At 64.9% G+C, this 26830-nt stretch carries 25 protein-coding genes and 1 pseudogene; 10 read left to right on the top strand and 16 right to left on the bottom strand.

Annotated elements, in window-relative coordinates; translation table 11 throughout:
- Positions 1–29 precede the first annotated feature (29 nt).
- Positions 30–1376 carry an AAA-associated domain-containing protein gene (locus tag B552_RS0111260; RefSeq protein ID WP_019449123.1) on the bottom strand — a complete coding sequence of 449 codons (1347 nt, stop codon included), beginning with the start codon at positions 1374–1376 and terminating at the stop codon, positions 30–32.
- A gap of 10 nt (positions 1377–1386) precedes the next feature.
- The gene (locus B552_RS0111255) at positions 1387–3132 is read right to left on the bottom strand and encodes an ABC transporter permease subunit (protein WP_019449122.1); all 1746 of its coding nucleotides are present in this window, start codon (positions 3130–3132) and stop codon (positions 1387–1389) included.
- A 161-nt stretch (positions 3133–3293) separates the two neighbouring features.
- Between B552_RS0111255 and B552_RS0111250 the strand changes: the two genes are divergently transcribed.
- Positions 3294–3581, top strand: a complete 288-nt coding sequence (locus tag B552_RS0111250) for an acylphosphatase (protein ID WP_019449121.1) — start codon at positions 3294–3296, stop codon at positions 3579–3581.
- Between the two features lie 4 nt (positions 3582–3585).
- Here the strand turns inward: B552_RS0111250 and B552_RS0111245 are convergent, their stop codons facing one another.
- From B552_RS0111245 to rpe, 8 genes are all read right to left on the bottom strand, one after another.
- Complete coding sequence (locus B552_RS0111245; RefSeq protein ID WP_019449120.1) at positions 3586–4368, bottom strand: uracil-DNA glycosylase; 783 nt, start codon at positions 4366–4368, stop codon at positions 3586–3588.
- Positions 4368–4991, bottom strand: coding sequence for a CYTH domain-containing protein (locus tag B552_RS0111240; protein WP_019449119.1), 624 nt, complete (start codon positions 4989–4991; stop codon positions 4368–4370). The genes B552_RS0111245 and B552_RS0111240 overlap by 1 nt, the downstream gene beginning before the upstream one ends.
- On the bottom strand, positions 4991–5803 hold the full coding sequence (gene trpC, locus B552_RS0111235; RefSeq protein ID WP_019449118.1) for an indole-3-glycerol phosphate synthase TrpC: 813 nt from the start codon (positions 5801–5803) through the stop codon (positions 4991–4993). The genes B552_RS0111240 and trpC overlap by 1 nt, the downstream gene beginning before the upstream one ends.
- Positions 5804–5809: 6 nt before the next feature.
- A complete protein-coding gene (gene trpD / locus B552_RS0111230) occupies positions 5810–6838 on the bottom strand; it encodes an anthranilate phosphoribosyltransferase (RefSeq protein ID WP_026035554.1) in 1029 nt (342 codons plus the stop codon).
- 50 nt (positions 6839–6888) lie between these two features.
- Positions 6889–7458: an aminodeoxychorismate/anthranilate synthase component II gene (locus B552_RS0111225; protein ID WP_019449116.1), complete on the bottom strand. Its 570-nt coding sequence runs from the start codon at positions 7456–7458 to the stop codon at positions 6889–6891.
- A gap of 18 nt (positions 7459–7476) precedes the next feature.
- Positions 7477–9003 (bottom strand): anthranilate synthase component I, encoded by a 1527-nt coding sequence (gene trpE / locus B552_RS0111220; RefSeq protein ID WP_019449115.1) that lies wholly within the window; start codon positions 9001–9003, stop codon positions 7477–7479.
- A gap of 456 nt (positions 9004–9459) precedes the next feature.
- Positions 9460–10200, bottom strand: coding sequence for a phosphoglycolate phosphatase (gph, locus tag B552_RS0111215; RefSeq protein ID WP_019449114.1), 741 nt, complete (start codon positions 10198–10200; stop codon positions 9460–9462).
- 18 nt (positions 10201–10218) lie between these two features.
- Positions 10219–10917 (bottom strand): ribulose-phosphate 3-epimerase, encoded by a 699-nt coding sequence (gene rpe / locus B552_RS0111210; RefSeq protein WP_019449113.1) that lies wholly within the window; start codon positions 10915–10917, stop codon positions 10219–10221.
- 167 nt (positions 10918–11084) lie between these two features.
- Here rpe and apaG point away from each other — a divergent pair, with 167 nt between their 5' ends.
- The gene (gene apaG / locus B552_RS0111205) at positions 11085–11459 is read left to right on the top strand and encodes a Co2+/Mg2+ efflux protein ApaG (protein WP_008647582.1); all 375 of its coding nucleotides are present in this window, start codon (positions 11085–11087) and stop codon (positions 11457–11459) included.
- 19 nt (positions 11460–11478) lie between these two features.
- On the opposite strand, the gene B552_RS0111200 is transcribed toward apaG, so the two are convergent.
- Positions 11479–11676: a hypothetical protein gene (locus tag B552_RS0111200; RefSeq protein WP_019449112.1), complete on the bottom strand. Its 198-nt coding sequence runs from the start codon at positions 11674–11676 to the stop codon at positions 11479–11481.
- Positions 11677–11903: 227 nt separating this feature from the next.
- Between B552_RS0111200 and B552_RS0111195 the strand changes: the two genes are divergently transcribed.
- The 6 genes and pseudogenes from B552_RS0111195 to cobA all read left to right on the top strand — a co-directional run.
- The gene (locus tag B552_RS0111195) at positions 11904–13043 is read left to right on the top strand and encodes an MltA domain-containing protein (protein ID WP_019449111.1); all 1140 of its coding nucleotides are present in this window, start codon (positions 11904–11906) and stop codon (positions 13041–13043) included.
- 221 nt (positions 13044–13264) lie between these two features.
- Positions 13265–14926: a nitrite reductase gene (locus B552_RS0111190; protein WP_026035553.1), complete on the top strand. Its 1662-nt coding sequence runs from the start codon at positions 13265–13267 to the stop codon at positions 14924–14926.
- 20 nt (positions 14927–14946) lie between these two features.
- Complete coding sequence (locus B552_RS0111185) at positions 14947–15252, top strand: c-type cytochrome (RefSeq protein ID WP_019449109.1); 306 nt, start codon at positions 14947–14949, stop codon at positions 15250–15252.
- 51 nt (positions 15253–15303) lie between these two features.
- On the top strand, positions 15304–16464 hold the full coding sequence (gene nirJ, locus B552_RS0111180) for a heme d1 biosynthesis radical SAM protein NirJ (protein ID WP_026035552.1): 1161 nt from the start codon (positions 15304–15306) through the stop codon (positions 16462–16464).
- Positions 16465–16469: 5 nt separating this feature from the next.
- Positions 16470–17942: a nitrite reductase gene (locus B552_RS0111175; protein ID WP_237718191.1), complete on the top strand. Its 1473-nt coding sequence runs from the start codon at positions 16470–16472 to the stop codon at positions 17940–17942.
- Positions 17943–17952: 10 nt separating this feature from the next.
- Positions 17953–18657 (top strand): annotated as a pseudogene (cobA, locus tag B552_RS28395) (uroporphyrinogen-III C-methyltransferase); the annotation flags it as partial.
- 18 nt (positions 18658–18675) lie between these two features.
- On the opposite strand, the gene B552_RS0111165 reads toward cobA, so the two are convergent.
- Positions 18676–20955, bottom strand: coding sequence for a nitric-oxide reductase large subunit (locus B552_RS0111165; RefSeq protein WP_019449105.1), 2280 nt, complete (start codon positions 20953–20955; stop codon positions 18676–18678).
- A gap of 160 nt (positions 20956–21115) precedes the next feature.
- On the opposite strand from B552_RS0111165, the gene norR reads away from it, so the two are divergent.
- A complete protein-coding gene (norR, locus tag B552_RS0111160) occupies positions 21116–22672 on the top strand; it encodes a nitric oxide reductase transcriptional regulator NorR (protein ID WP_019449104.1) in 1557 nt (518 codons plus the stop codon).
- Here the strand turns inward: norR and paaK are convergent.
- From paaK to paaG, 3 genes are read right to left on the bottom strand one after another with little or no spacing between them, the layout of a single operon-like run.
- Positions 22669–23973, bottom strand: a complete 1305-nt coding sequence (gene paaK, locus B552_RS0111155) for a phenylacetate--CoA ligase PaaK (protein ID WP_019449103.1) — start codon at positions 23971–23973, stop codon at positions 22669–22671. The two genes, norR and paaK, sit on opposite strands and share 4 nt — an antisense overlap.
- Positions 23974–24031: 58 nt before the next feature.
- Positions 24032–24472 (bottom strand): hydroxyphenylacetyl-CoA thioesterase PaaI, encoded by a 441-nt coding sequence (paaI, locus tag B552_RS0111150; protein ID WP_019449102.1) that lies wholly within the window; start codon positions 24470–24472, stop codon positions 24032–24034.
- 31 nt (positions 24473–24503) lie between these two features.
- Positions 24504–25346, bottom strand: coding sequence for a 2-(1,2-epoxy-1,2-dihydrophenyl)acetyl-CoA isomerase PaaG (gene paaG, locus B552_RS0111145; protein ID WP_019449101.1), 843 nt, complete (start codon positions 25344–25346; stop codon positions 24504–24506).
- A 233-nt stretch (positions 25347–25579) separates the two neighbouring features.
- Between paaG and B552_RS0111140 the strand changes: the two genes are divergently transcribed.
- On the top strand, positions 25580–26356 hold the full coding sequence (locus B552_RS0111140) for an enoyl-CoA hydratase (protein WP_019449100.1): 777 nt from the start codon (positions 25580–25582) through the stop codon (positions 26354–26356).
- Positions 26357–26590: 234 nt separating this feature from the next.
- On the opposite strand, the gene B552_RS0111135 is transcribed toward B552_RS0111140, so the two are convergent.
- A complete protein-coding gene (locus tag B552_RS0111135) occupies positions 26591–26803 on the bottom strand; it encodes a hypothetical protein (protein ID WP_026035549.1) in 213 nt (70 codons plus the stop codon).
- Between the last annotated feature and the right edge of the window lie 27 nt (positions 26804–26830).

Below are 26830 nucleotides of genomic sequence, written 5' to 3'. Positions count from 1 at the left end.
GTCGTGGGAGAGGGGAGAAGAAGACCCTGCTACGCCTTTCCGGTCGTTTCCGTTTCCTCGACGTCCGGCAGCGTGAACACGCCGCTGTTGAACGAGTATCCGTAGACCTCGCCGTAACGGCCCCAGTCGATCGCGATGGTCAGCACGCGCCGGGCTTCCTCGGGTTTCAGGTACGCCTCCATTTCGCGCAGGATCGCTTCCTCGCCTACCTCGCCGCCCTCGTTTGCTTCCAGTTCGCGCCGGATATGCGAGGCCAGTGCCACGTGGCTCAGCAACTGCTTGCCGAACACCACCTTGCGTTCGGGCGGTTCGGTTTCGTAGTAGCTGCGGCCTAGCGCGGTCGACGTGATGTCGCCGCGCTCGATCGTCGCCAGTCCAAGCAATTGCATCGCCTCGCAGGCCGGCAGCAGTTCGTCGTCGGTCAGCCCGGCGTCGTTGGCCAGGTGCGGCAGGTCGGCGCGGCCGAAGAATGGCGACTCGTGCAGCAGGTCGATGATGGCTTCCATCTGGCTGATGTCTGCTTCCGGCAGGCGGTAGCCAATCTGCTGCGCGGCGGCCATGGCTGCCACGCGCGGGCCGAGTGCGGCCGGGGAGGTCATCAGCGCATAGACCTCGTCGATCAGGCCGCGCACCTGGGCGCTGTCTCGGTTGCGCGGGCGCGCGAACGGCACGCGTACTTCCGCGCGCACGCGCCCCGGGTCGCTCGACAGGATCACGATCCGGTCGGCCATCATCACCGCTTCCTCGATGTTGTGCGAGACGATCAGGATGCTCTTGATATTGGCGCGGCCAGATTCCCACAGGTCGAGCATTTCATCGCGCAGCGTCTCGCCGGTCAGCACGTCGAGCGCGGAGAATGCCTCGTCCATCAGCAGCAGGTCCGGCTGCGTCACGAGCGCCCGGGCGATGCCCACGCGCTGGCGCATGCCGCCCGACAGTTCGCGGGGCAACGCGCTGTTGAAGCCAGAGAGGCCGATCATGTCGATCGCCGCTTCGGCACGGCGCGCACGCTCGGTCTTCGGTACGCCTTGCGCCTCCAGGCCGATCTCGACGTTCTGTTGCACGGTCAGCCACGGAAACAGTGCGAACGACTGAAACACCATCGCGATGCCTTCGGCGGTGCCCGTCAATTTCTGGCCGCGGAAGCGTACCTCGCCACGGTCCGCGCCGACCAGGCCGGCCATGATCCGCAGCAGCGTGGATTTGCCCGAGCCCGACTTGCCAAGCATGGCGACGATCTCGCCTTCGCGCAGTGTCAGGTTCACGCCCTCCAGCACGGCGCGATCGGTGTGGTCGGCGGTGCGGAAGACTTTGCCCACGCCATGCAGTTCGATGACGGATTGGGCCAGTTGGGATGGATTGTCGTGCAGTGCCATCGTGTATGTCTCAGAGACGGGTGCGCTGCTGCGCGAGATCGTAGAGGCGGTTCCAGAGCAGCCGGTTGAAGCCGACCACGAACAGCGCCATGACGCCGATGCCAAGTGCGATGCGCGGGAAATCGCCGCGCGAGGTCATTTCGGCGATGTAGCTGCCCAGGCCGGTGGCCACGAGCGTGCGGTCACCCCAGGTCACATATTCCGACACGATACTCGCATTCCATGAACCGCCCGCCGCCGTGACAAGGCCGGTCAGCAGGCTCGGGAACACGGCAGGCACCAGGAAGCGGCGCCACAACAGCCAGCCCTTGAGTCCGAAGTTGCGTGCCGCGAGCCGCAGCTCGGTGGGAATCCCGGAGGCTCCGGCCACGACGTTGAAAAGGATGTACCACTGCGTGCCGAAGATCATCAGCGGGCTGAGCCAGATTTCGGGGTTGAGCCCGAATTTGACGATTGCCATCACGGCCAGCGGGAACATCAGGTTCGCCGGGAATGCGGCCAGGAACTGGGCGATCGGCTGCGCAATACGCGCCACCGACGGGTTCAGGCCGATGCGGATGCCGATCGGTACCCAGATCAGCGCGGCCAGCGCGATCAGCACGATCACGCGGGTCATTGTCAGCACGCCGAGCCAGACCACATGCGCGGCCTCGCCCCAGCCCACCTCGCTGTGGACGAAGTGAATCACGCGATAGAGCGCGGCCAGCGCAACCAGGATGATCAGCGCATCGCGCGCACGGTCGAGCCACGGGCTCCAGCGCGCCGGCGCGGCCGGCAGCGTCACCATGTTGCGATGGCGCGCGCTCCACGCCAGCGTGTGGCCGCCAACGCTGGCGGTCCATTTGAGCAGCGCATGGACCCAGGCGGACCGGCGCAGCAGGTCCAGCAGCCACGATTGCGGCACGGTGTCCTGCGCAAGCGTCTCGAAGCGGAATCGGTCGGCCCAGGCCACCAGCGGGCGGAACAGGAACTGGTCGTAGATCAGGATGCCGACCAGCATCGCAACGATGGCCCAGCCGATCGCGGGCAGGTTCTGTTGCTGGATCGCCAGCGCGATATACGAGCCAATGCCGGGCAGGCGGATGTCATGACCGGAAACCGAGATGGCTTCCGATGCGACGACGAAGAACCAGCCGCCGGACATCGACATCATCATGTTCCAGAGCAAGCCCGGCATGGCGAACGGCACTTCAAGCCGCCAGAAGCGCTGCCACGGCGAAAGCCGGAACATCGCGGCGGCTTCCACCAGGTCACCCGGAATCGTGCGGAACGACTGGTACAGGCTGAAGGCCATGTTCCAGGCCTGCGAGGTGAAGATCGCGAAGATCGCCGCGCATTCCACACCAACCAGGCTGCCGGGGAACAGCGCGATGAAGCCGGTGACCGTGATAGACAGGAAACCGAGCACCGGGATCGACTGCAAAATGTCGAGCGCCGGAACCATCACTTTTTCGGCGGTGCGATTGCGCGAGGCGATTGCCGCGAACGTGAACGAGAACAGCAGCGAGGCGCCCAGTGCCGCGATCATGCGGATGCTGGTACGCATCAGGTAATACGGCAGTGTGGCGATATCGAGCTGGACGGTCATCGCGTCGCCAGGCTGATAAGGCACATTCATCTGCCGCGCGGCAAAGGCCACGATGACGATGACCGCGAGGATGATCGGCAGCAGCGCGAAGTCGAAGCGGTTTGGCGGCGCGGTCAGCAGCGGGCCGACGTAGCCGGGTGTGGATTGGTTGTCTTGCGTCGGTGGCATCGGTAGGCCTGATTTCGCTCCCGTCTTCCGCGCGCGCGGGGCAGGAACTGGGGCATGGCAGTGTTGGGCAAAGGCGTCGTATGCTGACGAGCTAACGCCTGAGAAGCGTAGGGAGTTTACCTAGTCTCGAAGACAAAGGATGTGACAAATCTGGAGTTCCAATGACCTCAGCCTTCGAAACTTGGCAATTGTTCGCCCATGGCCGCGTTCAGGGGGTGGGCTATCGCGCCGCATGTGCTGCGCAGGCGACGACGCTGGGACTGGGCGGCTGGGTCCGGAACCGGGTGGACGGCACCGTCGAGGTGGTGGCCAGCGGGCCCATCGAGAAACTGGATGCGTTGCGCCTGTGGATGGCTGCCGGCCCGCCCGGGGCCCGGGTGATCTGCGTGGAGGTGGTCACGGTGGAAGTCCAGTCGTTTGAGGGATTCGGCTGGCTTCCCACGGTCTGACGCGTCAGGTTGCCAGCCAGTCGATGCCGCCACGGCCATGGCGCTGGAGCCAGTCGTTGGCCTGGCGGAAATGGCCGCACCCCAGGAAGCCGCGATGTGCCGACAGCGGCGACGGATGCGGCGCTTCCAGCACGCAGTGGGTCTGGCCATCGAGCAGTGCGCGTTTGGCCTGTGCATGGCTGCCCCAGAGCAGGAACACGAGATTCGGGCGCGCGGCGGCCAGCGCATGGATCAGGCAGTCGGTCACCGCTTCCCAGCCGCGCCGCGCATGGCTGGCGGCCTGGCCCTGCTCCACGGTCAGCACGGTATTCAGCAGCAGCACGCCCTGACGCGCCCAGCCTTCCAGGTTGCCGGACGCGCGCGTCGGCTCCACGCCGTACTCGGCGGCGATTTCCTTGAAGATGTTGCGCAGGCTCGGCGGCACCTTGACGCCCTCGGGCACGGAAAAGGCCAGCCCGTGCGCCTGCGGAATCTCCACGCCGCCGACCACGCCGGTACCGTGATACGGGTCCTGGCCGAGGATCACGACCTTGACCGCTTCGGGCGGCGTCAGGTGCAACGCATGAAAGACCGCGTGCGGAAAGACCGGCTTGCCTGCGGCGCGCTCCTCGTCGACAAACCTGCGCAGCGATGCCCATTCGGCATTGCCCACGCACGGCTCAAGCAGCGCGCGCCAGCCGGCGGGCAGGGCATCCACCTGGTCCTGCAGGCAGTCGATCGATGGCGTTGCGTGGGCGGTGTTTGGGGCGTTGTGCGGGGTGTCGGGGGCGAACAGGGCGGCTTGCATCAGGATTTGCTGGAGAGACGGTAGCCGCGTGCGGCCTTGCTGAGATCGGACGGCGTCAACGGGGCGACGTGGGCGAGGCGAAGCGCGAACGCGCGCAACGCGGTTTCGGCATGGCTGTCGTCCGCACCTTCGCGGTGGAGCCATTCCAGTTCGAGTTCCTGGATATGCTCGGTCCGAGACGTGCCGGGAGCGCTGATCGTCCCGCTATCGAGCGCCGCTTCGATACGTTCGCCATCCTGCTCGACGATCCAAGTGCGGCGGACGAAGTCGGTCCGGAACACCGGCGCCAGCCGGTCTGCCAGCGGCGCCAGCACGGTGCGCGCTTCGTCGGAAAAACGCGTGAGGTCGATCGCTTCGCCGGCAACGGCGGTTTCCCATTCGTGCCGGGCAGCCAGGCCGCCAGCGCTATGGCCGGCGGTCTTCAGCGTCTGCAGCCACTGCTCGCCCTTCTTGCGCAGGCGCAGCGCGGCGCGGGCCTGAGCAAGATCGCGGGCGGGCGTATCGAGGTAAACGTTCAGCAGCGTCACTTCGCCACACGGCTGGCCGTTGGCATCGAGCCATGCCGCCACCGCCGCGAGCGCGGCGTCGGGCACGGCCAGTTTCAGTTCGATCTCGCGTGCCATCAGGAGAACAGGCGTGCCAGTTCCACACCGGGTTCCGGTGCGCGCATGAACGCTTCGCCAACCAGGAACGCGTTGACGTTGGCGTCACGCATGCGCTTGACGTCGGCCTGGCCCAGGATGCCGGACTCGGTCACCACCAGGCGGTCGGCCGGCATGTGCGGCAGCAGGTTCAGCGTGTTGTCCAGCGAGACATCGAACGTGCGCAGGTTGCGGTTGTTCACACCCACCAACGGTGTCTTGAGCTTCAGTGCGGCATCGAGTTCGTCGTCGCCATGCACTTCAACGAGCACGTCCATGCCGATCTCGTGCGCGCACGCTTCGAGTTCGGCCATCAGGCCGTGGTCGAGCGCGGCGACGATCAGCAGGATGCAGTCGGCGCCCCAGGTGCGGGCTTCATAGACCTGATACAGGTCCACCATGAAGTCCTTGCGCAGCACCGGCACCGGGCAGGCGCCGCGCGCGCGTTTCAGGTAGTCGGCGTGGCCCTGGAAGAAGTTCACGTCGGTCAGCACGGACAGGCAGGCAGCGCCGTGGGCGGCGTAGCTCTCCGCGATGGCTTCCGGCACGAAGTGCTCGCGCAGCACACCCTTCGACGGCGACGCCTTCTTGACCTCGGCAATCACGCCGGCGTTGCCGGACGCGATCTTGTCGCGCAGCGCGCGTTCGAAGCCTCGCGGGGCCATGCCGTTTTCGTGGCGAAGGCTTTCGGCCTCGGCGCGCAGGCTTGGCATCTCGCGCTTCTTGCGCGCGGCGGCCACTTCATCGGCCTTTACGGCCAGGATCTTTTCCAGGATGTCGGATTTGGATGACATGGCGACTCACTTGAATTGCTGCGTGGCACGCACGAACTGGTCGAGCTTCTCGCGCGCGGCGCCACTGGCGATGGCCTCCCGCGCGCGGCGGATGCCATCCTCGATCGAACTGGCCACATTGGCCGCATAGAGCGCGGTACCGGCGTTCAACGACACGATCTCGCGCGGGGTGCCGGGCACGTCGCCCAGCGCTTCCAGCAACATTTCCTTCGATTCCATCGCGTCGGCCACCTTGAGCCCGCGGTTCGAGATCATCGACAGGCCGAAGTCTTCCGGATGGATCTCGTACTCGCGCACTTCGCCGTCCTTGAGTTCTCCGACCAGCGTTGCCGCGCCAAGCGAGACCTCGTCCATGCCGTCCTTGCCATAGACCACGATCGCGTGCTTCGCGCCCAGGCGCTGCATCACGCGTACCTGGATGCCAACGAGGTCCGGATGGAACACACCCATCAGGATGTTAGGCGCATCGGCCGGATTGGTCAGGGGGCCGAGGATGTTGAAGATCGTGCGAACGCCCATTTCCTTGCGGATCGGCGCCACGTTCTTCATGGCCGGGTGATGGGTCGGGGCGAACATGAAACCGATGCCGGTTTCCTCGATGCACTGGCCCACCTGGTCCGGGGTCAGCATGATGTTCACGCCGAGCGCTTCCAGCACATCGGCGCTGCCAGACTTCGACGACACGCCGCGATTGCCGTGCTTGGCGATCTTTGCGCCAGCGGCGGCTGCCACGAACATCGACGCCGTGGAGATGTTGAACGTGTGCGAGCCGTCGCCGCCGGTGCCGACGATGTCGACAAAGTTCTCGCGGTCCTTGACCGTCACATGATTGGCGAACTCGCGCATGACCTGTGCCGCCGCCGAGATCTCGCCGATCGTCTCCTTCTTGACGCGCAGGCCGGTCAGGATGGCCGCGGCCATCACGGGGGAGATCTGGCCCTGCATGATCTGCCGCATCAGGTGCAGCATCTCGTCATGAAAGATCTCGCGGTGTTCGATGCAGCGCGTCAGCGCTTCCTGCGGCGTGATGGACATGGCGGATTCGTGGAAAGTGTGGGCGGCGAAGGCGGAAAAGTCGGTGCGCCTCATCTCGGCGCCTTGATGAAGTTGGCCAGCAGCGCGTGGCCGTGTTCGGACAGGATCGATTCCGGGTGGAACTGCACGCCCTCGACGGCCAGCGTCTTGTGGCGCACGCCCATGATCTCGCCGTCCGGCGTCCAGGCGGTCACAGCCAGGCAATCGGGCAGCGTTTCGCGCTCGATGGCCAGCGAATGATAGCGCGTCACGTCGAAGTGCTTCGGCAGTCCCTCGAACACGCCTTCCTGCGTGGTCTCGATCGTGCTGACCTTGCCGTGCATCACATGCTTGGCGCGGATCACCTTGCCGCCGAACGCCTCGCCAATGGCCTGATGGCCAAGGCATACGCCCAGCAGCGGGATCTTGCCCGCGAAGTGTTGCAGCACGGCAACCGAGATGCCAGCCTCGCGCGGGCTGCACGGCCCCGGCGAGACGCAGATATGGTCCGGCTTGAGCGCTTCGATTTCCTCGATCGTGATCTCGTCGTTGCGGTAGGTCCGCACATCGGCGCCGAGTTCGCCGAAATACTGCACGAGGTTGTAGGTGAACGAGTCGTAGTTGTCGATCATCAGCAGCATGTCATCTCTCCCGGGGGCTCAGAGGTCGGCGTCCAGACCGTCCTGGACCTGTTCGGCGGCGCGGATCACGGCGCGCGCCTTCGCCTCGGTTTCCCTCCATTCGGCTTCGGGGTCCGAGTCCGCCACAATGCCGGCAGCAGCCTGCACATAGAGATTGCCGTCCTTGATCACGCCGGTGCGGATGGCGATGGCCAGATCCATCTCGCCGCCGAACGACAGGTAGCCCACCGCGCCACCGTAGATGCCACGCTTGCGCGGCTCCAGTTCGTCGATGATCTCCATCGCACGCACCTTCGGCGCGCCGGACAGCGTGCCGGCCGGGAACGTGGCGCGCAGCACGTCGAGGTTGCTCATGCCGTCGCGCAGCGTGCCTTCCACGGAACTGACGATGTGCTGCACGTGCGAGTACTTCTCGATCACCATCTTGTCGGTGACCTTGACCGAACCCGTTTCCGCGATGCGGCCGATGTCGTTGCGTGCCAGATCGATCAGCATCACGTGCTCGGCAATCTCCTTCGGATCGTTGAGCAGTTCGGTGGCAAGCTGGGCGTCGCGCTCGGGCGTGCTGCCGCGCGGGCGGGTGCCGGCCAGCGGGCGGATCGTGACGATTCGGGCATTTTCAGTATCGCCGTTCGCCTGCGTGCCGCCGACCTTGCGGGTCTCCTGGCGCACGAGGATCTCGGGCGACGCACCCACCACCTGGAAATCGCCAAAGTTGTAGAAGTACATGTATGGCGACGGATTCAGCGAACGCAGCGCGCGATACAGCGACAGCGGCGAGTCGCGATACGGCTTCACCAGGCGCTGGCCGATCTGCACCTGCATCATGTCGCCGGCCATGATGTATTCCTTGGCCTTGTGCACTGCGGTCAGGTAGTCGGCCTTGGCGAATTCGCGATAGACCTCGGTCTGCACGGACGGGCTCGTCACCGGCACGTCCACCGGCTGGCGCAGCTTCATGCGCAGTTCGCGCAGGCGCTGACGGGCGCGGGGGTACGCTTCGGGGAGTGTCGGGTCGGCGTAGACGATCAGGTAGAGCTTGCCGGACAGGTTGTCGATCACGGCCAGTTCTTCGCACAGCAGCAACTGGATATCGGGCAGGCCGAGGTCGTCGGGCATCTGCTTGTCGGCCAGCTTCTTTTCGATATAGCGCACGGCGTCATAGCCGAAGTAGCCGGCCAGGCCGCCGCAGAAGCGCGGCAGGCCGGGGCGCAGCGCCACCTTGAAGCGCTTCTCGAATTCGGCGATGAAGTCGAGCGGGTTGCCCTCGTGCGTTTCCACGACCTTGCCGTCGGTGACCACTTCGGCACGATTGCCGTACGCGCGCAGCAGCGTGCGGGCGTGCAGGCCAATGAACGAGTAGCGGCCGAAGCGCTCGCCGCCAACCACCGATTCCAGCAGGAACGTATTCACGCCGCGCGTTTGCGACTGGGCCAGCTTCAGGTACAGCGACAGCGGGGTTTCCAGGTCGGCCAGCGCCTCGGCGATGATCGGAATGCGGTTGTATCCCTGGTCGGCCAGCGATTTGAATTCCAGTTCGGTCATGTCGATCCTCTTCTTGCAGCGCCCGCCATGATGGTCGGTTCAGGCGGCGCCGTATGTGTCGTCGGCAGGGGAGGGCTGGAGAAGTTGCGGCAACCCGCCCCGGGGGCGGACCGTGCTGCACACGACTGAACGCGAAGCGCACACACGGCCGAGGGGGTGGCGTGCGGCGCGTTCATGAGCTAACCGTAGCACACAGACAACCGGGCTACGGCGCTGGCGGAAGGATCTGCCGGGGAGGCCGGTCGTCAGGGTATCGGGGACCGGGCCGGCGGAGCTTGGGGGGAATCCGCAGCAGACTGCGAAAGTCAGGGATGTCCCGGCAAGCCCGTCAGGAAACTCGCGAACGCACTTTACGCCTGTTCAGAGGCGCGCCAGCGACGCCAGGGCCAAGCCTGCCGATCACTGCCAAGAAAGTTGCGTTTGCGGTTGAGGAACATTGAATGGTTTCAGCCGGGTTTAGCGGTGAGTTGCCCGATGTGCGCCAAGAAGCGCCGCCACGCGGGCAATGTCGCCGACTATACCATCGGCGTCGACGGCTTGTACAGGGTTGCCATGGTTGTAGCCATAGGGCATCAACAGCACGCCCATGCCCGCCGCGCGTGCGGCCTGCGCATCGTTTTCGGAGTCGCCGATGGCCAGTACCGCCGCCGGATCGAGATGGAAAACCTCGGCCACTTTGAGCAGCGGATACGGATCTGGCTTGCGCAGCGCGAATGTGTCGCCACCGTAGACCAGGTCGAAGTACTGGGCCAGGCCGGTCTTGGCCAGCAGCGGCTCGGTGAAGTTCCAGGGCTTGTTCGTCACACAGGCCATGCGCAGGCCCATTCCCCGCAGCGCGGCCAGGCCTTCCCGCACGTTCGGGTAGACGTTCGAATACTGGCCGTTGATGCGCACGTACTCGCGGTCATACAACGCGTAGGCATCGGCGAACAGGCCATTGGCGTGCAGTGGCGAGAAGCGCGCATCCAGCACGCGGCGGATCAGGTTTTCCGATCCCTTGCCGACGAAGCTGACGATCTCCTGCTCGGACATCGGTGCCACCGGGCCCAGGTTCGGGTGCTGGTGCACCAGGGCCAGCAGCATCGCGTTGACCGAGGCGTGAAAATCGCCGGCCGTGTCCACCATGGTGCCGTCGAGATCGACGATCACCGCCTGGATGCCGCTCCAGTCCGTGCGGCGCAGGATTTCTTGGCTCATGCGCGTCAATCCCGCCCGTCAGGCAACCTTGGCCAGCTCGGCACGCAGCGCGCCGATGATGCCCTTGTAGCCGCCATCGGCGTCCGGCTTGCCGAACACGGCCGAGCCCGCCACGAACGTATCGGCGCCAGCGGCGGCGATTTCGGCGATGTTGTCCACCTTCACGCCGCCGTCCACCTCCAGCAGGATCTGGCGGCCCGTGCGCGCCGTGTAGGCGTCGATGCGCTGGCGCACGGCGCGCAGCTTGTTCAGCGTCTCGGGGATGAACGACTGGCCGCCGAAGCCCGGGTTCACGGACATCAGCAGGATCACGTCCAGGCGGTCCATCACGTGGTCCAGGTAATGAAGCGGCGTGGCCGGGTTGAACACCAGGCCGGCCTGGCAGCCGTTGTCGCGGATCAGCGCGAGCGAGCGGTCGACGTGGTCGCTGGCTTCCGGGTGGAACGTGATGATATTGGCGCCAGCCTTGGCAAAGTCCGGGATGATGCGGTCTACCGGGCGCACCATCAGGTGCACGTCGATCGGGGCGGTGACGTGCGGGCGGATCGCCTCGCAGACCATCGGCCCAATGGTCAGGTTGGGCACGTAATGGTTGTCCATTACGTCAAAGTGGATCCAGTCGGCGCCGGCCTCGGTGACGCGGCGTACTTCCTCTCCCAGGCGGGCGAAGTCGGCGGACAGGATGGATGGCGCAATGCGGAAAGTGGGGCTGCTCATGGTTTTCGGGCGGGCTGAAAGCGGAATGGGCGGTATTTTACGCCCCTCGGGCCGTCTGGGCCCGGGCTGCCGGCCGGACGGCCCGCTTGCCGCTGCCCGGGCCTTGCCGCACAATGCGCAACACCCGGCCGCCACGCGGCCTGCCGACCATCCTCATTTGTCTACCCATGAGCGAGTACGCATTTTCCGTGGCCGTGCGCACGCAGTACATGCCCGACCAGTCGGACCCTGATCGCGGACGCTATGCGTTTGCCTACACCATCACCATCCACAACACCGGCGAAGTGGCCGCGCAGCTGATCTCGCGCCACTGGATCATCACCGACAGCGACAACTCCACGCAGGAAGTGTCCGGGCTCGGCGTGGTCGGCCACCAGCCGCTGCTAAAGCCGGGTGAGCACTTCGAGTATTCCAGCTGGGCAACCATCTCGACCCCGGTGGGGTCGATGAAGGGCGACTATTTCTGCGTGGCCGAGGACGGCCACCGCTTCGAGGTGCCGATTCCCGAATTCGCGCTCGTGCTGCCGCGCATGCTGCATTGAGCGGCAGCCGGGCTGGAACCTAAGCGTCCGGATTGCGGTCTGGATCTTGCGATGCCTGGCCGGTGCGCGACGGGTGGTCCTTCGGCGCGCGCGTGGGGCGCGGATTCTTCTTGGCCGTGCTCATCGTCCAGACCACGATGAAAATCAGCAGCAACAGCGCCACGCCGGCTTCGGCCGCAAGCAGCAGGGTGGGGTGGTTTTCGAAGAACTGGCTCATCTATCTCTAAGAGGTTGTTTCAAAATGAAGCGAAGCGGTTCTGGCTAGGCGCGGGGCCGCAGACAGTACAAGTGGTACGGCAAGGCCCCGCAACGACGCCAGAATCATTTTGAAACGGCCTTTATGGGGGCAGTCGGCGGATTGGGTTGTGATTGTAGGACATGCTAGGTCATGCGCGGTGCCGTGGATCGTCAACCCACGGCCCCCGCCTGCGAAGAACGAACAAGATGGCAAATCAGTATTCCCTGCGCGCCCCCGGCGCGTCGTCAAGCAACACTCCGTGGCGTGGCTGGCTCGCACTGGCAGGCGCCGCCGCGCTGTTGGCCGGATGCATGAGCGGGCCGCCGCCGCGCATCGAAGGCCCGGGCGGCGCACCGGGCGGCACCGCGCCGTCAGGGGGCGCGGCAGCAGGCCGTCTGCAGCCCGCAAGCTGGGCCGATATCGGCGGCTGGACCCAGGACGATGTGCGCGGCGCATGGCCGGCGCTGCAGGCTAGCTGCCAGGCGCTGAAGAAGCGTCCGGAGTGGAACCGCGTCTGCGCGATGGGCCTGATGGTCGACGCCGGCGACCTCGACGCGATGCGCACCTACTTCGAGACCAATTTCCAGCCGTACCGCGTGGTCAACGTCGATGGCACGGACAACGGCCTGATCACCGGCTATTACGAGCCGATCCTGCATGGTTCGCGCACGCGTCAGGGCGCGTACCAGGTTCCGCTGTACCGCCGCCCGCCGCAACTTGGCCGGGGCGCACTGCCGCCGCGCGCCGAGCTGCTGCAGAACCCGGCGCTGCGCGGCAACGAGCTGGCCTGGGTGGATGACCCCGTGGAGGCCGCGTTCCTGCAGATCCAGGGCTCGGGCCGTATCCGCATGGCCGATGGCACGATGATGCGCGTCGGGTTTGGCGGCACCAACGACCAGCCATTCCGCTCGTTCGGCAAATGGCTGCTCGACCGGGGCGAGATCACGCCGGCCCAGGCCACCATGCAGGGCATCAAGGCATGGGCGCGGGCCAATCCTGGCCGCGTGGACGAAATGCTCAACGTCAATCCCCGCTTCGTGTTCTTCCGCGAACTGCCGCCCACCAATGACGGCCCGGTCGGGGCACTGGGCGTGCCGCTGACCGCGGAACGATCGATTGCGGTCGATCCGGCAACGATTCCGCTCGGCGTGCCGGTATTCCTGTCGACCACGCGTCCGCTGTCGACCGAACCGATCCAGCGCCTGATGTTCGCGCAGGACACCGGCTCGGCCATCAAGGGCGGCGTGCGCGCAGACTTCTTCTGGGGCGCGGGCGATGCAGCCGGAGAAACGGCCGGCCGCATGAAGCAGGGCGGCAGGATGTGGGTCCTGATGCCGCGCAGTTGATGCCGCGTAGCTGAGACGTTTCTGTCGGCGGGCGTCAACGCAAGCCCGGCCGATCGCGCGAAAGTCCCGATGCCGCGTAGGGGCTTTCATGGCACTTTCTTTGGCGTTGACTCGTGTCAAGTGCCACGCGGTTCTTCTTCTCCATGATGGGCGCATCTGTCGTGCGCCGCGCTTCATGCGCGGCGCGCCGCACAGCATTCCCCACTCGCTAATGAAAAATCATGAAAGCGAAATCATGGATGTTCCCCGCGCTCGCGGCCATGCCGCTTTTCCTCTGGAGCGCCCAGGGCCACGCGGACACTGCTTCGCCACAGGCGTCGCCCCAGAATCCCGTGCCGAAGCTGAGCGCCGAAGAGTTCGACCACGCTCGCCAGATCTACTTTGAACGTTGCGCAGGCTGCCACGGCGTGCTGCGCAAGGGCGCCACGGGCAAGCCGCTGACGCCTGACATCACGCGCGCACGTGGCACCGAATACCTGAAGACCTTCATCAAGTACGGCAGCCCGGCGGGCATGCCCAACTGGGGCACGTCGGGAGACCTCTCCGATGCCGAGGTCGACCTGATGGCGCGCTACATCCAGCTCGACCCGCCGACACCGCCCGAGTTCTCGCTGGCCGATATCGAGAAATCGCGCAAGGACATCGTGCCCGTGGCCAAGCGGCCAACGCGCAAGATGAACAGCTACAACCTTGAGAACCTGTTCTCGGTAACGCTGCGCGATTCCGGCGAGGTGGCGCTGATCGACGGTGACACCAAGCAGATCATCAATATCGTCAAGACCGGCTACGCGGTGCATATCTCGCGCATGTCGGCGTCCGGCCGCTACCTGTACGTGATCGGCCGGGACGCGCGCCTGAACCTGATCGACCTGTGGCTGCCCAAGCCCGACAACGTGGCCGAGGTGAAGATAGGGCTGGAAGCGCGTTCGGTGGAGACTTCGAAATACAAGGGCTTCGAGGACAAGTACGCCGTGGCTGGTTCGTACTGGCCGCCGCAGTACGTGATCATGGAAGGCGACACGCTCAAACCGCTCAAGGTGGTGTCCACGCGCGGCATGACCGTCGACAACGAGTACCACCCGGAGCCGCGTGTCGCGTCGATCGTGGCCAGCCACTTCCGTCCCGAGTTCGTCATCAATGCCAAGGAGACCGGCAAGATCCTGATGGTCGATTACTCGGACCTGCGCAACCTCAAGACCACCACCATCGATTCTGCGAAGTTCCTGCATGACGGCGGCTTCGATTCCACCGGGCGCTACTTCCTGGTTGCGGCCAATGCATCGAACAAGATTGCCGTGGTCGATACCAAGGAAGACAAGCTGGCTGCGCTGGTCGATGTCGGTAAGACCCCGCACCCGGGGCGCGGCGCCAACTTCGTGCATCCAAAGTTCGGCCCGGTCTGGGCCACGAGCCATCTCGGCGACGAAACCATCAGCCTGATCGGCACCGACCCGGTCCATCACAAGGCGCAGGCATGGAAGGTGGTGGAAACGCTCAAGGGCCAGGGCGGCGGTTCGCTCTTCATCAAGACCAACCCGAAGTCCCACAACCTGTGGGTCGATACGCCGCTGAATCCCGATGCAAAGCTGAACCAGAGCGTGGCCGTATTCAATACGCAGCGGCTCGCGGACGGCTATGAAGTCCTGCCGATCGCCGAATGGGCCAATCTGAAGGGTGAAGGCGCGAAGCGTGTTGTGCAGGCCGAGTACAACCAGGCCGGCGACGAAGTCTGGTTCTCCGTCTGGGGCACCAAGGACGGTGAGTCGGCGCTGGTTGTTGTTGACGACAAGACGCGCAAGCTCAAGACCGTGATCAAGGACCCGCGCCTGATTACGCCAACGGGCAAGTTCAACGCACATAACACGCAGCACGACGTGTACTAACCAGGACGAAGGAGCAACGCATGCATCCATCAAGACTCATCGCCGCCGTGGCGCTTGCCGCCGCGCTGCCGGTTGCCGCGCACGCCAGCCAGGAACTTGCCACCAGCAAGAACTGCATGGCGTGCCACAGCGTGGACAAGAAGCTGGTGGGCCCGGCCTTCAAGGACATCGCCGCTAAGTACAAGACTGACAAGGCGGCTCCGGCGCAACTGTCGCAGAGCATCGTGAAAGGCAGTAGCGGAAAGTGGGGGCCGATTCCGATGCCGCCTAACCCGGTCAGCGAGGCTGATGCAGGCGCGCTGGCCAAGTGGGTACTCAGCCTCTGACTTTGCCTCTGACTCAGCCTCTGACTCAGCTTCTGACCTAGCCTCTGAACTATGTTCCGACTCTCCCGTTTCATGGAGGCATTACGCGACGGGGGAGCGGTTCCCCCGTCACGCCGTGCCCGCGGCCCCGTTGTGATCTGGAATCTGGTACGGCGCTGCAATCTCAACTGCAAACACTGTTACTCGACATCGGCCGATACGGACTTCAAGGGTGAGCTATCGACCGGCGAAGCGATGGCCGTGCTCGACCAGCTCAAAGCGGCACACGTGCCGGCGCTGATCCTGTCCGGCGGCGAGCCGCTGCTGCGGCCCGATCTGTACGAAATCGCGGCGCGTGCTCGCCAACTCGGGTTTCATCTTTCGCTGTCCTCGAACGGCACGCTGCTCGATGCGGCGCATGCCGCGCGGCTGGCGGCGGCCGGCTTCGACTATGTCGGCGTCAGCCTGGACGGCATCGAAGCAACGCACGACCGCTTCCGCCGAGCGCAAGGCGCGTTTTCGCAGGCGATTGCCGGGTTGCGCACGGCACGCGATGCCGGCCTGCGCGTAGGTGTGCGCATGACGCTGACTGAAGCCAATGCCGCCGAACTGCCGGCCGTGGTCGCCTTGGCCGAGGCCGAGGGCATCGACAAGTTCTATCTGTCCCACTTCAACTACGCAGGCCGTGGCCGCAATCATCGCGATGCCGATGCGCGCCATGCGGGTACGCGCGCCGCGGTCGAATGGCTGTTCGATCATGTCTGGGCGCGCGCCCAGCAGGGCCGGGCCGGTGACTTTGTCACCGGCAACAACGATGCCGACGGCGTGTATCTGCTGTACTGGATTGCGCGGCGCTGGCCGGAGAGGCTTGGCGACATGCGCGAGCGGCTGGCCAACTGGGGCGGCAATGCCACGGGAGTGGGCGTGGCCAATATCGACAATCTCGGCAACGTCCATCCGGACACGATGTGGTGGCAGCTATCGCTCGGCAATGTGCGCGAACGTCCGTTCGGCGAGATCTGGGCCGATCGCAGCCACCCACTGATGCGCGGCCTTGCCGCCAGCCCCCGGCCGCTGGAAGGAAGATGCGCCGGGTGTCTGCATCGCGATATCTGCAACGGCAACACGCGCGCACGGGCCTATGCCGTCAGCGGCAATCCATGGGCCGAGGACCCAGGCTGCTACCTCTCCGACGCGGAGATTGGCGCACAGCCGGAGGAGGCAATGGCATGAAGCGCATGATTTTCTGGGCATCCCTGTTCGTTTCGCTGGCGGCCAGTGCCGGGACGCCGATGGACCCGGCCAGCGTGTATCGCAGCCATTGCGCGGCATGCCACGGAGCCGACCGCTTCGGCGCCATGGGTCCGGCACTGCTGCCCGAGAGCCTGGAGCGGCTGCGGCCCGATGCATTGCTCGACGTACTGCGCAATGGCCGGCCCGCCACGCAGATGCAGGGCTTTGCCGGCGAGCTTGGCGATGCCACGCTGGACCAGTTGGCCGGCTGGCTGCGTACCGCACCCGCCGGAACGCCACGCTGGGAGCAAGCGGATATTCGCGCGTCGCGCGTTATCTACCACGCACCGGGCACGCTGGCGGATCGCCCGGTTTTTAGCGCCGACCCATCCAATCTGTTTCTGGTGGTCGAGTCCGGGACGCACCATGTCACCGTGCTCGATGGCGACAAGCTTGAACCCATTCATCGGTTCCGCAGCCGATTCGCGCTGCACGGGGGACCAAAGTTCAGCCGAGACGGGCGCTATGTATTCATGGCAAGCCGCGATGGGTGGGTTAGCAAGTACGACCTGTGGAACCTGACGCTCGTGGCCGAGATTCGCGCCGGCCTCAATACACGCAACCTCGCGGTCAGTGACGATGGCGAGTGGGTGACGGTCGGCAACACCTTGCCGCAGACACTGGTGCTGCTGCGCGCTGGCGACCTGTCGCTCGAACGTGTCTATCCGGTCACCGGCGCAGACGGCAAGTCTTCCCGCGTTTCCGCGGTCTACGATGCCGCGCCACGCAGGGCATTTATTGCCGCGCTGCGCGACATCCCCGAGGTTTGGGAGATTCCCTACGCCGGCAAGACCGCGTTCACGCCGCGCGTGATCGGGCTTACCGATGTGCTCGATGACTTCTTCTTCGACCAGTCATATCGCCATATTCTCGGCGCGTCGCGCAGCGCGGCGGGCCAGGTGATTGACCTCGACGCGGGCCGCAAGGTGGCGGATCTCGCGCTGACCGGCATGCCCCACCTTGGCAGCGGCATCACCTGGGTCCGGGATGGTCGTGAAGTCATGGCGTCCCCGAACCTGAAGCAGGGCGCCATCAGCGTGATCGACATGCAAACGTGGAAGACCGTGGCGACCATTCCAACCAACGGCCCCGGCTTCTTCCTGCGCAGCCATGAGGCCACGCCCTATGCATGGGCTGATGCGATGATGAGCCCGAAGCGCGACACGCTGCAGGTCATCGACAAGCAGACGCTGGCCGTTGTGGGCAGCGTCACGCCGTCGCCGGGGCGAACCGCCGCGCATGTGGAGTTCACGCGGGATGGCCGCTACGCGCTGGTGAGCCTGATGGAGGCCGACGGCGCGATTGTCGTCTACGACGCGGAGACGCTGAAGGAAGTGAAGCGGCTGCCGATGGACAAGCCAATCGGCAAGTACAACGTGTTCAACAAGACCACGCGCTCGTCCGGCACGAGCCACTGAGGATACTGAAATGCAGAAGACGGGAAAGGTCTGGCTGGTTGGTGTGGGGCCGGGTGATCCGGAGCTTGTCACCGTAAAGGCGGTCAGGGCGCTGGTCCAGGCCGATGTCTGGCTTGTCGACGATCTCGTGCCGGACGCCATGCAGTGTTATGCGAGCCCCGGCACGCAGTTCATTTCAGTCGGCAAGCGCGGTGGGCGCTGCTCGGTGAGCCAGGCAAGCATTCACGCGCAGGCGCTTGCCCACGCGCAGGCCGGGCGATGCGTGGCGCGCGTAAAGGGCGGCGATCCGCTGCTGTTTGGCCGCGGCGGTGAAGAAGCCGAGTTCCTGCGTCAGCATGGCATCGAAGTGGAGGTGGTCAACGGCATCAGCAGTGGCCTGGCGGCTGCGCAGGCGCTTGGCATTGCGCTGACCCATCGCCGGCATTGCCATGGCGTGACCTTTGTTACTGCGCATACGCGCGACGATGGCGACCCTGACTGGGCGGCATTGGTCGGCAGCCGGACGACGCTCGTCATTTACATGGGCATGAGCCGTATTACCGTGATTCGTGATGCACTGCTGCAGGCCGGTATGAAGCCGGATATGCCGGCTGCGGTGGTGATGCATGCGAGCTGTGTCGAAGAGAAGCATTGGGTAGGAAATCTGGCAAGGCTGGCCGAGGCGGCGGATGCCGGGCTGGCGAGCCCGGCGGTCATTCTGATCGGGGAAGTCATCGACCTCCCCGAATCGTCGTCATTGACGGACCAGCACGCCTTCGGCGACCTTGCCGGCGGGCGACCGTCCGTACAGTCCCAGCACCACCTGCAGTGCGAACGTCAGCGCACCGGTCAGGAACACGACGTCACCGAAGGTACGCACCCAGCGTAGAGTCTGCAGGATCGGTTGCTGCATGAAGGCCTCGCTGCGTGCGTACCACAGGCCTTCGCTTGCGCTGGCGATGAACTGGATGATGCCAACCGGCAGCAGGCTGGTGCAGATCATCAGGACCAGGCCGCCGTTAAGCCCCCAGAATGCGATCGACATCAGGCGCGGGCTCAGCGCGTAGTCGGGGCGGATATAGCGCAGCACCAGCAGCGTGAAGCCCAGGGCCAGGAAGCCGTAGACACCGAACAGCGCGGCATGTGCATGCACCGCCGTGGTATTGAGGCCCTGCACGAAGTACAGCGTGATCGGCGGGTTGATCATGAAGCCGAACACACCGGCGCCCAGCATGTTCCAGAACGCCACGGCCGTGAAGCACATCAGCGGCCAGCGCAGATTTGCCATCCACGGCGCACGCTCCTTCAGGCGCCAGTTTTCCCAGGCTTCGTGGCCAAGCACGATCAGCGGCACCACTTCAAGCGCGCTGAAGCTTGCGCCGACGGCCATCACCGGCGTGGTGGTGCCGGCAAAGTACAGGTGGTGGAACGTGCCGGGAATGCCGCCAAGCATGAACAGCGAGGCCGATGCGAGGCTGGCCGTGGTAGCCATCGGGCGCGATACGAGGCCGAGCGTGGAGAAGATGAAGGCCAGTGCGGTGGTGGCGAACACTTCGAAGAAGCCTTCCACCCACAGGTGGACAACCCACCAGCGCCAGTACTCCATCACCGAGAGGCTGGTGCGCTCGCCGTAGAACAGGCCAGCGCCGTAGAACAGGCCAATGGCAACCACGGACGAGGTCAGCAGCGCGAGCAGGTTCTTGTCGCTGCCGCGTGCGCGCAGCGCGGGCGCGATGCCTCGCATCATCAGCACTAGCCAGATCACGATGCCTGCAAACTTGCCGATCTGCCAGAGACGGCCCAGATCGACGTACTCATAGCCCTGGTGACCAAGCCAGAAGTTCAGGTTGGCCGGCATCAACTGCGCGATCGCCAGGTAGTTGCCGGTGAAGGAACCCACCACCACAACCACGAGCGCCCAGAACAGGATGTCGACGCCCAGCTTCTGATACTTCGGGTCCTTGCCGCCGTTGATCAGCGGCGCCAGGAACAGGCCGGCGGCCAGGAAGCCCGTGGCGATCCAGAACAGCGCGCTCTGGATGTGCCAGGTGCGCGTCAGCGTGTACGGGAACCACTGCGAGAGATCGATGCCGTAGAACTTCTGGCCTTCGACCGTGTAGTGCGCGGTGAAGCCGCCAATCAGGACCTGGAACGCCAGTAGCGCCACAACCAGGAACAGGTACTTGCCAAGCGCGCGTTGCGACGGGGTCAGCGCGAACGTGGTCAGCGGGTCGCGCGCCGGCGCTGCCGGCAGTTCCTCCTCCTTGCCGCGCAGGAAGGCCCAGGCCCATACCAGCAGGCCCACGCCCGCAAGCAGGATCACCACGCTGGCGATCGACCAGACGATGTTTTCCGCGGTGGGATGGTTGCCGATCAGCGGCTCATGCGGCCAGTTGTTGGTGTAGGTGGCGGTGTGCCCGGGGCGATCCGTGGCGGCTGCCCAGGCTGTCCAGAAGAAGAACTGCGTCAGCCTTGTGCGCCGTTCGGCCGACGGCAGCGCGTTCTCCTTCATCGCAAAGCTCTCGCGGCTCTTGTGCAGCTCGGGAGCATCGGAGAACAGCCGTTGATAGTAGTCGGCAGTAGTCGCCATGGCCTTCGCGCGCCGTGCCGATACCGTCAGCACATGGCTGGCCGGATCGGTCTGGTTGCCGCGGTACTCGGCCTTGAGCTGCGCCTGCAGCGCGGCCTGGGCGGGCGCGTCCAGCGCCGCGAATGCCTTGCCGTACTGGTCATGGGCGGCAAGGTCGAGCCAGGCAGTCAGCTCGCGGTGCAGCCAGTCGGCGGTCCAGTCCGGCGCCTGATAGGCACCGTGCCCCCAGATCGAGCCGAGTTGCATGCCGCCGACCGACTGCCATGCGGTTTGCCCATCCAGGATCTGGTCGCCGGTGAATAGCGTGGCGCCGTCCGCCGTGATGACCTTGGCGGGTATCGGCGGCGCCTGCCGGTAGACCTCGTTGCCGTAATAGCCGAGCAGCGAAAAGGTGACCGCCACCACGGCGATCAGTAAGAACCATAGTTTCTTGTAGGGGCCCACGATGAATCGCTCCTTCTTGATATTTCAATAGTTGCCGGTCCTCCTATGCGATTCGCGTGCCTGATAAAAAACTCAAAAAATTCAACGAAGTGTGATCGTTGAGGGTAATATTTACCGTCTCTGTCTATGGTGAATTAAACCCTGATGGGTATTTGTGACCATGATCGGCAACCTGATTCTCGATGACCTTTGTGCGGACTTCCCGCAGGCCGTACGGCTGCAGCGGCTGGTGGGCAGCCTGCGCTCGCATTTCCGTTGCGGTGCGGTGGCGATGCTGCGGCTGGAGGAGGACCACCTGCGCCCGGTCGCGGTGGATGGTCTGGTGCGCGATGCGCTGGGGCGCCGCTTCGCCGTGGGGCTGCACCCGCGGCTGGCGGCGATCCTGGCCCGGCGCGGCGTGACCTGCTTTCACCATGACAGCGCGCTGCCCGATCCATACGACGGCCTGATCGACGAACACGTGGGCGAGCCGCTGCCAGTGCACGACTGCATGGGCATCAGCCTGCAGAGCGAGGGCAAGCCGTGGGGCGTGCTGACGCTCGATGCGCTGGAGGTTGGCACGTTTACGGCGTCGGCACAGGCGGAACTGGGCCAACTGACCGCCCTGATCGAGGCGTCCATCCGCACCTCCCGCCTGGAAGCGGAGATCCGCGCACTGCGCCTGGCGCGTGCCGCAGAACCGGCCGGCGATACGCCGCGCGAGGACGGCGAGATCATCGGCGACAGCGAGGCAATCACACAGCTTCTGCACGAGATCGGGGTTGTGGCGGACTCGGAGTTGCCGGTGCTGCTGCTGGGGGAAACCGGCGTCGGCAAGGAGCTGTTTGCGCACAGGTTGCACAGGCTGTCGCGCCGCCGCGACCGCCCGCTGATTCACGTGAACTGCGCGGCGTTACCGGAGTCGCTGGCCGAAAGTGAACTGTTCGGCCACGTGCGTGGCGCATTCTCGGGCGCCACCGGGGAGCGCCCGGGTCGCTTCGAGGCCGCCGACGGCGGCACGCTGTTCCTTGATGAGGTGGGCGAGCTGCCGCTGGCAATCCAGGCCAAGCTGCTGCGCACGCTGCAGAACGGCGAGATCCAGCGGCTCGGTTCGGATCGGCCGCGCCGCGTGGATGTGCGCGTGATCGCCGCTACGAATCGAAACTTGCGCGAGCACGTGCGCGACGGCTCGTTCCGGGCCGACCTGTATCACCGGCTCTCGGTCTATCCGATCCCAATTCCGCCGCTGCGCGAGCGTGGCAATGATGTGCTGCTGCTGGCCGGCCGCTTCCTGGAGCTCAATCGGGCGCGGTTGGGGATGCGCAGCCTGCGCCTGTCCGCAGCGGCGCAGGATGCATTGCGCCGGTACGCGTGGCCCGGTAACGTGCGCGAACTCGAACACGTGGTCAGCCGTGCCGCGCTGAAGCTGCTGAGCCGGGGTGCCAGCCGCAAGGACATCATTACGGTCGATGCCGATCTGCTGGACCTCGACGGCGTGGTGGTCACGCCCGACGCGACAGGCGAGTCGGTGCCGTTCCTGGCCGTACCAACCGCCACGCTGAAAGAGGCCATGGAAGCCTGCCAGCGCCAGTGCATCGAACAGGCGCTGCAGGCGCAAGGCGGCAACTGGGCCCAGGCCGCGCGGCAGCTTGGCGTGGATGCCAGCAATCTGCACAAGCTGGCCAGGCGGCTTGGATTCAAGCGCGACGATCGTCGCGGCACGACGGGACAGCGCTAGCGCGGCCGCAAATCCACAATGCGCCGGGCCTTGCCCACGGAGCGCTCGACACCGCCTTCGGGCAGGATCTCGATAGCTGCCGTCACGCCGATATACGACTTGATATCGTGCGCAAGCGTCGACTCGGCCCGCCGTGCGACGGCCGGATCGGCGCCATGCGCGCATTCGATGCGCACGGTCAGCGTGTCGAGCGGACCGTCCTTGTTCAGCACACACTGATAGTGAGGCGCAAGCTCGGCATGCTTGAGGATCAGTTCCTCGATCTGCGAAGGGAACACGTTGACGCCGCGCACGATCATCATGTCGTCGGTACGCCCGGTGATCTTCTCCATGCGGCGGAACGCGGCACGCGCCGTGCCCGGCATCAGCCGCGTGAGGTCGCGCGTGCGATAGCGGATCACCGGCATCGCTTCCTTGGTCAGCGACGTAAAGACCAGTTCGCCAAATGCGCCATCGGGCAGGACTTCGCCGGTATCCGGGTCGATGATTTCGGGGTAGAAGTGGTCTTCCCAGATGGTCGGGCCATCCTTGGTCTCGGCGCATTCATTGGCCACGCCCGGGCCCATCACTTCTGACAGGCCGTAGATGTCGACCGCCGAGATGCCCATGCGCTTTTCGATCGCCAGACGCATTTCCGGCGTCCACGGTTCTGCCCCAAAGATGCCGATCCTGAGTGACGTGGAGGCGGGGTCGATGCCCTGGCGCTCCAGTTCGTCGGCAATCGCCAGCATGTAGCTCGGCGTCACCATGATGATCTCGGGTTTGAAATCCTGGATCAGTTGCACCTGCCGCTCGGTCTGGCCGCCGCCGAACGGAATGGCGGTCAAGCCGGCCTTCTCGACGCCGTAGTGCGCGCCGAGTCCGCCCGTGAACAGGCCGTAGCCGTAGCTGATGTGCACCTTGTCGCCACGCCGCGCCCCAGCCGCACGGATCGAGCGCGCCATCACGGTGGCCCAGATGTCAATGTCGCCTAGCGTGTAGCCGACCACCGTTGGCTTGCCAGTGGTGCCTGAGGAAGCGTGGATCCGCGCGATCCTGTCCTGCGGCACGGCAAACATGCCGAACGGGTAGTTGTCGCGCAGGTCCTTCTTGGTTGTGAACGGAAAGCGCGCCAGATCGGCCAGCGACTGCACCTGGTCCGGATGGACGCCGGCTTCATCGAACTTGCGCCGGTACACGGGCGAGTGCTCGTAGGCATGCCGGAGCGACCATTTGAGGCGGTCAAGCTGCAGGGCCTGGAGCTCCTGTCGGCTGGCAGTCTCGATCGGCTCCAGGGGCAGATCGGTCAGGCGCGTACTCATGTTGTCTCCGTTCTCGGAAGGGCTGCGCTACGTTGGCGCGAGTTATTTGTAGTGTGTGTCAGGCCTCGGGAGGTGGCACGACGTGCCCCTTGATATTGGCCGACTTGCCGCGGAACATCGCCACGGGCTCGCCGGCCCGGTTGGTCACGCGGATGTCGTAGATGCCATGCCGGCCGGACAGGACCTGTTCCACCGCTTCCGCGGTCAGCAGGTCGCCGCCATGCACGGGCCGCAGGAACTCGATCGAACAGCCCGATGCCACCGTGTTGATGTTGTGGCTGTTACAGGCGAATGCGAACGTGGAATCGGCCAGCGTGAACATCAGGCCGCCGTGGCAGATGCCGTGCCCATTCAGGAATTCGGGACGGATCGGCATCGACATGCGGGCATAGCCGGGGCGTACCGCTTCCAGCACGATGCCGAGCCAGCGGCTGCAGGCGTCGGACTCGTACATGGCGTGGGCGGCCGCTTCGGCCAGCGCTTGAGGATCTTGCTTCAAGCGGGTCTCCTTTGGGGTTTCCGGGATGCGGTCAGGCGCCCGTGAAGCGGGGCGCGCGCTTTTCGAGGAACGCGTTCACGCCCTCGTTGTAGTCGTGCGACTTGCCGAGTTCGTGTTGCAGGTCTCGTTCGAGGTCGAGCTGGGCGTCGAAGGTGTTGGTGGCGCTGGCATGCATCGACCGCTTGATCGCCGCCAGCGCGCGCGTTGGTTGCGCTGCCAGGTGTGTGGCCAGCGCCATCGCCTGCTCGGGCAGCAGTGGGTCGTCCATCACTTCCCAGACCAGGCCCCACTTTTCGGCGTCATCGGCGCTGAGCTTGTCGCCGGTCATCGCCAGACCCAGTGCGCGGGCCATGCCCAGGCGCTTGGGCAGCAGCCAGGTGCCGCCAGAATCGGGGACCAGCCCGATTTTCACGAAGGCCTGGATAAAGCTGGCCGATCTGGCCGCCAGCACGATGTCGCAGGCGAGCGCCAGGTTCGCGCCGGCGCCGGCAGCGGTGCCGTTGACTGCGGCGATCACCGGCAGGGGCAAGGCTTGCAGGCGCCGCACCAGCGGGTTGAACCACGTATCGATGAGTTCGCCGAGGTCAGTGGCGTGGCCGGGGGTGAAATCGAGATCGGCCAGGTCCTGCCCGGCACAGAATCCGCGCCCTGCGCCGGTCAGCAGCAGCGCGCGGGCGCCGCCCGCTTCGGCATGGTCGATCGCGGTAACCAGCGCCCGGTGCATGTCGCGTGTGAAGCTGTTGAGCTTGTCAGGGCGGTTCAGCGTGATCACGGCGACGTCGCCCTGCCAGCGCAGCAGGATGGGGCCGGAATCGAGACTTGCACGCGCAGGTGCCTGCGCATGGGTTGGGGGCATTGTTGTCTCCTGCGCCATGTTGTTCTCCTGGTCGGTAAGTGGATCTGATGCCACGATGGAACGCACGCCATTGTAGATAGCGCGCGGCTCCGTTAAATTAACCGACCAGTCGGTCGGCAAATGGTAGACGGGATGACGACGGGGCGCAAGGGGCCTGGTCCGTGCCTGGCACGCTTGACCGCCCGGCCACGAGCGCGCCAGTATCCACCCGCTGACAACAAGAGAATGCATTTTTATCGCAAGGAGTAGACATGTCGTACGAGAACATCCTGGTGGAGACGCGCGGCCGCGTCGGTCTGGTGACGCTCAACCGTCCCAAGGCGCTCAACGCGCTCAACGATGCGCTGATGGACGAACTGGGCGCGGCGCTGATGGCGTTCGACCAGGACGAGGCTATCGGCTGCGTTGTCATTACGGGCAGCGAGCGGGCTTTCGCAGCCGGCGCGGATATCGGCATGATGGCCAAGTACTCCTATATGGACGTCTACAAGGGCGACTACATCACACGCAACTGGGAAACCATCCGCCGCATTCGCAAACCTGTGATTGCCGCGGTGGCTGGCTATGCCCTGGGCGGCGGCTGCGAACTGGCGATGATGTGCGACATCGTGATCGCAGCCGACAGCGCCAAGTTCGGCCAGCCCGAAGTGAAGCTCGGCACGATGCCCGGCGCCGGCGGCACGCAGCGGTTGCCGCGCGCCGTTTCCAAGGTAAAGGCGATGGACCTGTGCCTGACCGCGCGCATGATGGACGCCGCCGAGGCCGAACGCGCGGGGCTGGTGTCCCGAATCGTCGCGGCCGACAAGCTGGTGGACGAAGCCATTGCCGCTGCGGAGACGATCGCCAGTTATTCGCTGCCCGTGGTCATGATGATCAAGGAGTCGATCAACGCTGCCTATGAGACAACTCTGAATGAAGGGGTGCGTTTCGAGCGTCGTTTGTTCCACTCGACCTTCGCAACGGAGGACCAGAAGGAAGGGATGGCCGCATTTGTGGAGAAACGCGCACCCAATTTCCGCAATCGTTGAAGCCTGGACTAGGGAATACCCGATGTAATTTCAGGGTTATTGATCGGGCCGGAAAATATTTCCGGCCCGATTTTCCTTTGTGATCAATGGCTTGTGATGCACCTGCCAAGATCTTGATCACCGGTGCATGACATACGTGTTGCAAAGCTCGGAAAACGGGCCTAATATTCGCCCCCTCGCAACACAAACCGCGCTGCAAACGCAGCACCGGCAAGGGTTACGGGGCAGCAGTGGTCAGTGGCGCGGGGGTTTGCAGCGCTGACCGGCAGAGAAAAAAATCTTCTGCAAACTGTTGACGAAACGCTGAATGCTCTGCATAATCTCGTTTCTCTGCTGCAGCGAATGACGAAACGTCAGCGACGCAGCGCAACGACGGCAAAGCCGGTCGTTGAGGTTCTTTAACAACCAAACAACCGATAAGTGTGGGCGCTTGATGGCGAACGCCATGGGGACCTCGGTCTTTGTGATGCTTCA

It is taken from the genome of Cupriavidus sp. BIS7 (assembly GCF_000292345.1).
In the GTDB taxonomy this organism is placed as follows: Bacteria; Pseudomonadota; Gammaproteobacteria; order Burkholderiales; family Burkholderiaceae; genus Cupriavidus.
This window is presented reverse-complemented; position numbering and strand designations above follow the sequence as displayed.

What these genes read in the sequence shown, in the direction of transcription:
- paaK (WP_019449103.1), bottom strand. Translation starts at nt 23,973, where the DNA reads ATGAGTACGCGCCTGACCGATCTGCCCCTGGAGCCGATCGAGACTGCC.
- B552_RS0111200 (WP_019449112.1), bottom strand. Translation starts at nt 11,676, where the DNA reads ATGAGCCAGTTCTTCGAAAACCACCCCACCCTGCTGCTTGCGGCCGAA.
- apaG (WP_008647582.1), top strand. Translation starts at nt 11,085, where the DNA reads ATGAGCGAGTACGCATTTTCCGTGGCCGTGCGCACGCAGTACATGCCC.
- B552_RS0111240 (WP_019449119.1), bottom strand. Translation starts at nt 4,991, where the DNA reads ATGGCACGCGAGATCGAACTGAAACTGGCCGTGCCCGACGCCGCGCTC.
- B552_RS0111195 (WP_019449111.1), top strand. Translation starts at nt 11,904, where the DNA reads ATGGCAAATCAGTATTCCCTGCGCGCCCCCGGCGCGTCGTCAAGCAAC.
- trpE (WP_019449115.1), bottom strand. Translation starts at nt 9,003, where the DNA reads ATGACCGAACTGGAATTCAAATCGCTGGCCGACCAGGGATACAACCGC.
- paaG (WP_019449101.1), bottom strand. Translation starts at nt 25,346, where the DNA reads ATGGCGCAGGAGACAACAATGCCCCCAACCCATGCGCAGGCACCTGCG.
- norR (WP_019449104.1), top strand. Translation starts at nt 21,116, where the DNA reads ATGATCGGCAACCTGATTCTCGATGACCTTTGTGCGGACTTCCCGCAG.
- B552_RS0111175 (WP_237718191.1), top strand. Translation starts at nt 16,470, where the DNA reads ATGATTTTCTGGGCATCCCTGTTCGTTTCGCTGGCGGCCAGTGCCGGG.
- B552_RS0111140 (WP_019449100.1), top strand. Translation starts at nt 25,580, where the DNA reads ATGTCGTACGAGAACATCCTGGTGGAGACGCGCGGCCGCGTCGGTCTG.
- trpD (WP_026035554.1), bottom strand. Translation starts at nt 6,838, where the DNA reads ATGTCCATCACGCCGCAGGAAGCGCTGACGCGCTGCATCGAACACCGC.
- B552_RS0111135 (WP_026035549.1), bottom strand. Translation starts at nt 26,803, where the DNA reads ATGGCGTTCGCCATCAAGCGCCCACACTTATCGGTTGTTTGGTTGTTA.
- B552_RS0111185 (WP_019449109.1), top strand. Translation starts at nt 14,947, where the DNA reads ATGCATCCATCAAGACTCATCGCCGCCGTGGCGCTTGCCGCCGCGCTG.
- B552_RS0111260 (WP_019449123.1), bottom strand. Translation starts at nt 1,376, where the DNA reads ATGGCACTGCACGACAATCCATCCCAACTGGCCCAATCCGTCATCGAA.
- nirJ (WP_026035552.1), top strand. Translation starts at nt 15,304, where the DNA reads ATGTTCCGACTCTCCCGTTTCATGGAGGCATTACGCGACGGGGGAGCG.
- B552_RS0111250 (WP_019449121.1), top strand. Translation starts at nt 3,294, where the DNA reads ATGACCTCAGCCTTCGAAACTTGGCAATTGTTCGCCCATGGCCGCGTT.
- B552_RS0111225 (WP_019449116.1), bottom strand. Translation starts at nt 7,458, where the DNA reads ATGCTGCTGATGATCGACAACTACGACTCGTTCACCTACAACCTCGTG.
- B552_RS0111245 (WP_019449120.1), bottom strand. Translation starts at nt 4,368, where the DNA reads ATGCAAGCCGCCCTGTTCGCCCCCGACACCCCGCACAACGCCCCAAAC.
- gph (WP_019449114.1), bottom strand. Translation starts at nt 10,200, where the DNA reads ATGAGCCAAGAAATCCTGCGCCGCACGGACTGGAGCGGCATCCAGGCG.
- B552_RS0111255 (WP_019449122.1), bottom strand. Translation starts at nt 3,132, where the DNA reads ATGCCACCGACGCAAGACAACCAATCCACACCCGGCTACGTCGGCCCG.
- B552_RS0111190 (WP_026035553.1), top strand. Translation starts at nt 13,265, where the DNA reads ATGAAAGCGAAATCATGGATGTTCCCCGCGCTCGCGGCCATGCCGCTT.
- trpC (WP_019449118.1), bottom strand. Translation starts at nt 5,803, where the DNA reads ATGTCATCCAAATCCGACATCCTGGAAAAGATCCTGGCCGTAAAGGCC.
- rpe (WP_019449113.1), bottom strand. Translation starts at nt 10,917, where the DNA reads ATGAGCAGCCCCACTTTCCGCATTGCGCCATCCATCCTGTCCGCCGAC.